The organism is Pseudomonas sp. F220, assembly GCF_057813935.1.
Genome location: NZ_JBVASJ010000136.1, coordinates 1 through 576 on the forward strand (window position 1 = coordinate 1; position 576 = coordinate 576).

Genomic DNA, 576 nt, shown 5'->3' on the forward strand with positions numbered 1-576 from the left:
GACGAACATAGTCATGGGTTTGTGTACGGATATGACCGATACCCAATGGCAATCCGGGTTGCGTGCGCTGCAAGGCTTGAACCTGGCTCTTCTCATCGCAACAGAGCACCAGGGCTTTATCGGGAGGGGCCAGATACAGCCCGATGACGCCCCAGAATTTCTCTTCGAAGTTCGGGTCATTGGACAGCTTGAAGGTGCGTGTCAGGTGCGGTTTTATGTCGTTGGCAGCCCATATCCGCTGGACGCTGGCCGGTGAAATACCTGCGACTCGAGCCATGCTTCGACAGCTCCAGCGTGGCTGACCGATACGCGGCTGAGTGACTTGCTCAAGAGGGTTCGCTTCAACGCTTCGGCCGGCAAGGATGGCTTGCGACCTCGTCCGGGCAGATCCACCAGGCCTTGCAGGCACAGTTCTTGAAAACGCTTGCACCAGCGAGTGACTGAAATAGCGGAGAGACCCGTCAACCGGGCAATCTCGTTGCGCGAACAACCTTGAGCCGCCAGTAAAATCACCCGCGCCCGACGACCGTCGCGCTGACTGATAGTGGCCGATCTTATGCGTCGACTCAGTTCAAT

At 57.5% G+C, this 576-nt stretch carries 1 pseudogene; it reads right to left on the reverse strand.

The features are described 5' to 3' along the window. Positions 1-576: pseudogene (locus tag ACZYSM_RS29340) on the reverse strand (IS630 family transposase); the annotation flags it as partial.